Origin of the sequence: Hydrogenophaga sp. (assembly GCF_028698005.1) — a bacterium.
Taxonomy (GTDB): Bacteria; Pseudomonadota; Gammaproteobacteria; order Burkholderiales; family Burkholderiaceae_C; genus Hydrogenophaga.
In genome coordinates this window covers 1-5301 of record NZ_JAQVEJ010000183.1, presented here as the reverse complement: position 1 = coordinate 5301, position 5301 = coordinate 1, and the positions used below count along the sequence as shown (strand labels likewise).

The 5301-nt window shown below is 65.2% G+C and carries 5 protein-coding genes and 1 pseudogene; 3 read left to right on the top strand and 3 right to left on the bottom strand.

Features of this window, described 5'->3' with window-relative positions:
• From PHQ87_RS14160 to fabG, 3 genes and pseudogenes are all read left to right on the top strand, one after another.
• Positions 1-468 (top strand): annotated as a pseudogene (locus PHQ87_RS14160) (acetyl-CoA C-acyltransferase); the annotation flags it as partial.
• Between the two features lie 20 nt (positions 469-488).
• Positions 489-2648 (top strand): 3-hydroxyacyl-CoA dehydrogenase NAD-binding domain-containing protein, encoded by a 2160-nt coding sequence (locus tag PHQ87_RS14155; protein WP_300235656.1) that lies wholly within the window; start codon positions 489-491, stop codon positions 2646-2648.
• A gap of 4 nt (positions 2649-2652) precedes the next feature.
• On the top strand, positions 2653-3396 hold the full coding sequence (gene fabG / locus PHQ87_RS14150; protein WP_300235653.1) for a 3-oxoacyl-ACP reductase FabG: 744 nt from the start codon (positions 2653-2655) through the stop codon (positions 3394-3396).
• A gap of 103 nt (positions 3397-3499) precedes the next feature.
• Here the strand turns inward: fabG and PHQ87_RS14145 are convergent, their stop codons facing one another.
• The 3 genes from PHQ87_RS14145 to PHQ87_RS14135 all read right to left on the bottom strand — a co-directional run.
• The gene (locus PHQ87_RS14145; RefSeq protein ID WP_300235650.1) at positions 3500-3766 is read right to left on the bottom strand and encodes a DUF4282 domain-containing protein; all 267 of its coding nucleotides are present in this window, start codon (positions 3764-3766) and stop codon (positions 3500-3502) included.
• 106 nt (positions 3767-3872) lie between these two features.
• On the bottom strand, positions 3873-4334 hold the full coding sequence (locus PHQ87_RS14140; RefSeq protein WP_300235647.1) for a hypothetical protein: 462 nt from the start codon (positions 4332-4334) through the stop codon (positions 3873-3875).
• 754 nt (positions 4335-5088) lie between these two features.
• The coding region (locus PHQ87_RS14135; RefSeq protein WP_300235644.1) for a hypothetical protein at positions 5089-5301 on the bottom strand (213 nt) is incomplete at its 5' end.

The window sequence follows — 5301 nt, the reverse complement described above, 5'->3', positions numbered from 1 at the left end:
GACCACGTCCACCATGCCGGCAACTCGTCGGGCATCGTCGACGGCGCCGCCGCGGTGCTGATCGGCTCCGAGGCAGCGGGCAGGACGCACGGTTTCACGCCGCGCGCGCGCATCGTCGCGGCGGCCCTCTCGGGCGCCGACCCCACCATCATGCTCACCGGCCCCATGCCCGCCACACGCAAGGCGCTGGCCAAGGCCGGCATGACGATCGACCAGATCGACCTGTTCGAGGTCAACGAAGCCTTTGCCGCCGTGCCCCTGCGCTTCATGCAGGAAATGGGCGTGCCGCACGAGAAGCTCAACGTCAACGGCGGCGCCATCGCCATGGGGCATCCGCTGGGCGCGACCGGGGCCATGATCCTGAACACCCTGGTTGACGAACTGCACCGCCGACAACTGCGCTACGGCCTGGCCACCTTGTGTGTCGGCGGTGGCATGGGCATCGCCACGATTGTTGAACGCGTTTGATGAAGGGCGCAGGTACCCCCATGATCACGAAGACCATCCGTTACGACCTCGCCCAGGGCATCGCCACCATCACCTTCGACGAACAGGGTTCGCCCGTCAACACCATGTGCCTGCAATGGCAGGACGACTTCGAGACCGTGACCCGCCAGGTGGAGAAGGACCGGGAGCAGATCCGCGGCATCATCCTGGCCTCGGCCAAGAGCACCTTCTTTGCCGGTGCCGACCTCAAGGCCGTGATGCGCTCGAGCGAGGCCGATGGCCCGCGCGTCTTTGCCGAGATCGAACGCATCAAGCGGCACTTCCGCACCCTGGAAACCCTGGGCGTGCCCGTGGTGACCTGCCTCAACGGCGCGGCGCTGGGTGGCGGCTGGGAAGTGGCGCTGGTGGGCCACCACCGCATCGCCGTGAACGACCCGAAGATCCGGTTCGGCCTGCCAGAAATCACGCTCGGCCTGATTCCCGGTGGCGGTGGCATCACCAAGATGACCCGCATCCTGGGCCTGGCGGCCGCGCAACCCTACATCCTGGAGAGCAAGCTCTTTGGCCCCGATGAGGCCATGAAGATCGGCGTGGTGCACGAGCTGGTCGCCACGGCCGATGAGCTCATGCCGCGCGCACGGGCTTTCATCGAGGCTGCCCAGGGCAAGCCCGAGGCCTGCACCCACGTGTGGGACCGCAAGGATGACAAGATGCCCGGCGGCACGCCGGCCAGCCCCAAGGTGGCCGCCATGCTCAGCGTCGCGCCTGCCATGCTCAAGCGCAAGACCCAGGGCCTGTACCCCGCGCCCGAAGCAGCCCTGGCCGCCATGGCCGAGGGCGCCCTGGTCGATTTCGACACCGCCATGCGCATCGAGACACGTTACCTGGCCGGCCTGATGGTCGGGCAGGTGGCGCGCAACATGATCAACACCTTCTTCTTCCACATGAACGCCGTCAAAGGCGGGCAGTCGAGGCCGAAGGGGGTGCCGAAGTACCAGCCGAAGAAGGTCGGCATCCTGGGCGCCGGCATGATGGGCTCGGGCATCGCCTACGTGCAGGCCACCCAAGGCATTGCCACCGTGCTCAAGGACGTGAGCATCGAGGCGGCCGAGAAGGGCAAGGCCTACACCACCCGGCTCACCCAGCAGCGGGTGGACAAGGGGCAAATGAGCGCCGAGAGGCAGCAAGGCATCCTGAACCTCATCACGCCCACTGCCCAGGCCACCGACCTCCGGGGTTGCGACCTGATCATCGAGGCCGTGTTCGAGCAGCGTGAGCTCAAGGCCATGGTGACGCAGGAAGCCGAGCCCATGCTGGCCGAAGGCGGTTTCTTCGCCAGCAACACCTCCACCCTGCCCATCAGCAGTCTGGCCCGGGCCAGCACGGCGCCGCAGAAGTTCGTCGGCATCCACTTCTTCAGCCCGGTGGACAAGATGAAGCTGGTCGAGATCATCCGCGGCCAGGACACGGACGACGAGACCATTGCGCGCGCCTACGACTACGTGCAGGCCCTGGGCAAGCTGCCCATCGTGGTGAACGACTCGCGGGGCTTCTACACCAGCCGCACCTTCGGTACCTATGTGATGGAGGGTGCCGCAATGCTCGGCGAAGGCATCCCGGCCCCGGTGATCGAGAACGCCGCCGTCCAGGCCGGCATGCCGGTGGGCCCGCTGGCGGTGCTCGACGAGACATCGCTGTCACTGTCGGTCCATGTGCTGGAGCAGACCCGCATCGACTGCCGGCAGGAAGGCAAGCCCTACGTGGCCACGGCCGGAGAGACCCTGGTCGAGCGCATGGTCAAGCGGCACCATCGCCCGGGTCGTGCCGGCGGCGGAGGCTTCTACGACTACCCCGAAGGCGGCAGGAAGCACCTGTGGCCCGAACTGAAGACCTTGTTCGAGAAACCCGGTGTCGCGTGGGACCTGCAGGACGTGAAAGACCGCCTGCTCTTCCGCCAGGCGGTGGAGACCGCGCGCTGCCTGGCCGAAGGTGTGCTCACCAGCGTGCTGGACGGCAACATCGGCTCCATCTTCGGCATCGGCTTCCCGGCCTGGACCGGCGGCGCCCTGCAGTTCATTTACGGCCAGGGCATCGAGACCTTCGAGCAGCGTTGCACCGAGCTGGCGGCACGCTACGGCAGCGGCTTCGAACTGAGCGAGGCGGTAAAGTCATCGCTTCGACAACACCAACCCCGCTACTGAACCCATGAAACGACTCGACGGAAAAATCAGCATCATCACCGGTGCCGCACAGGGCATCGGCCTGGCCACCGCGCTCAAGTTCGCGCGTGAGGGCGCCACCGTCATCGTCTGCGACGTGAAGCAGGCGGCCGTCGACGAGGCGGTCAGTCAGTGCCAGGCCACGGGCGCCACAGCCGCCGGCTTCGTCATGGACGTGACCCAGCGCGAAATGGTCGATGCGGTCGTCGCCCAGGTCAAGGAACGCTTCGGACGCATCGACGTGCTGGTCAACAACGCCGGCATCACCCAGGACGCGCGCCTGCAGAAGATGACGCTGGAGCAGTTCGACAAGGTGATCGACGTCAACCTGCGCGGTGTCTTCCACTGCGCCCAGGCCGTGGCCGACACCCTGGTGGCGCAGGGCAGTGGTGTCATCCTCAACGCCTCCAGCGTGGTGGGTATCTACGGCAACTTCGGCCAGACCAACTACGCCGCCACCAAGTTCGGCGTCATCGGCTTCACCAAGACCTGGAGCCGCGAGCTGGGCCCCAAGGGCGTGCGCGTCAACGCCGTCGCGCCCGGCTTCATCCAGACCCCCATCCTGAGCACCATTCCCGAGAAGGTCATCCAGGAGATGGAGCACCGCGTGCCGCTGCGCCGCCTGGGCCAGCCCGAAGAAATCGCCAACGTCTACGCCTTCCTGGCCAGCGACGAGGCCAGCTACATCAACGGCGCGGTGATCGAGGTCTCGGGCGGCATGTCGGTCTGAGCCTGCGGCACCGCGCACGGCACTCCCGTGATCCAAACAGCAACAGGGCCGGCGGGCCCTGTTTTCATTTCCGTGGCCAGACCGGCAAACCGGCCCACCCCTCTCACTGTTCCGGATTGCGCTGACGCAAATCCTGCAGCGCCTCGTTCATCTTGAACAGCACGATCAGCAGCTCGCACCAGATGCGCGCGCCCAGCGAGCCACCGACCGCGATGAACAGACCCGTCAGAAACTTGCCCAAGGTAAAGCCCCCGAAGCCGCCAAACATGGCTCCCAGCCCGCTCAGCACCGCGATGGCCAGCAACAACCAGTACACCGCCGTGATGATCTGGGGTGTCACCATCTTGTTGAAAAACAGCCAATCCCTCATGGCATGCAACTCCTGACTTATGTTGGGTTCTGATGAAAAGACGCCGGCACGTTGCCATCGGCCGGCTGCAAGCAGTCTATAACAGGCCCCGCCTCGTGACCGGCCCTCAGCCTGCGAGGCCGCGCCCGCCCGCCAACGCCGCGCGCAGCCGCTCGCACTCGGCATCAAGCGCCGTGTAGGCCTGCTTCCATTGTTCAATTTGCGCTTCCAGCGCGGCGGCCTGGGCCATGGCCCTCTGGGGCACCCCCGCGGCGCTCAGCAACGCCCGGCTCAACTCACGGATTTCGGCCTCGGCCTGCAGGCAACGCTGCTCCTGCAGCGCGCATGCCTCCTGCAGGCGTTCCACCTCGGCCTGCAAACTGGCCACCTGCTGCGCCAGTTGGGTACGCTGGCCCAGCACCGTCTGGTGCATGAGCCTCGCTTGCGCCTGATGTTCCTCCAGCGCACGGTGCTCGCAGTGGATCCACCGCAGCTCGAAGCTCACCTGCTCCAGTTCGGCGCGCAGGGCCTGCACCTGCTCTTCAGGCGCCCACGCCCCCTCCTCCCCGATGCCACCCGGGGGCGCCACCAAGCCTCCTCCCACCAGAGGCACGTCACTGCCCAATTGTGTCGATTTCCCACGTTGCGCCATGGCCCCGGCCCCATCCTGCTTGCACGGATTCCACCCCCGAGCGGGTGCTTCACGGATATAGGGCAACTTCCGTGCCGATAGCGCGGCTCGCCCTTGCGGGTCACAAACGGTCCCAAAAGCCTGGAGAAAGTGATTTCTTTAGCACTTTCAACCTGATTTTTTGAGCTTCACGGGACCGCGTTACGCTGTCCCCTGTAACAAGTGCGGCGGAACATGCGTCCACCCGGACCTGGCCAATGTCCGGCAGATTCCGACGGCCGCACAGACACCCCACAGGGTGTGGGCGGCCCTCCTGCCGGCAACCCGCTACCGCACGCCGCCGTTCGTGTAATGCATCACGTTTTATTCGACATTGAGCGGGAGGCGACCGCCCATCCCCGGCGGCCACCGCCTGTCATTACACCCAGTTGCAAGAACATGCTAAACTCATCAATAAATAAATGGCATTACTTTTTGCTGGCATTCGGTTCACAAAAAGATGTAACCGAATGCGTTTAGGGGAGGTCCTTACACACCTATGTGCGATGGGATGTGTCACAGGAGGTCAAAGATGACTGACGTCTTTTCGCAACAAGGCACCGCAACCAGCCCATGCCCGGCAGGTTGGCCGTGCCAGCCACGCCGCAGGGGCGCGCGCTCCTGCCGCCTGCGCAACCGGGTCTGCCACAGGGAATCCGTGCGACAGACTTGGCTACGTAACAAAATGGGATGCCATCCCGTAACGCTGACGCACCATGCGCGCCGCAGCATCCACCACACCGTCCAGGGCGCTCGGCCAGCGGTGCAGCCCTGTCCACACCCATTTTCCCCGGACATACCGAAAAGTGTTTGATTTCAAAGCATTTTCCTGGCCTTTCCCGGCGGGGTGACGTCCACCGGTGATGGCCTTGGTGCGATGGGGCGA

Excerpts from the sequence above, each read along its gene's own strand:
- PHQ87_RS14155 (WP_300235656.1), top strand. The coding sequence starts at position 489 with ATGATCACGAAGACCATCCGTTACGACCTCGCCCAGGGCATCGCCACC.
- fabG (WP_300235653.1), top strand. The coding sequence starts at position 2,653 with ATGAAACGACTCGACGGAAAAATCAGCATCATCACCGGTGCCGCACAG.
- PHQ87_RS14145 (WP_300235650.1), bottom strand. The coding sequence starts at position 3,766 with ATGAGGGATTGGCTGTTTTTCAACAAGATGGTGACACCCCAGATCATC.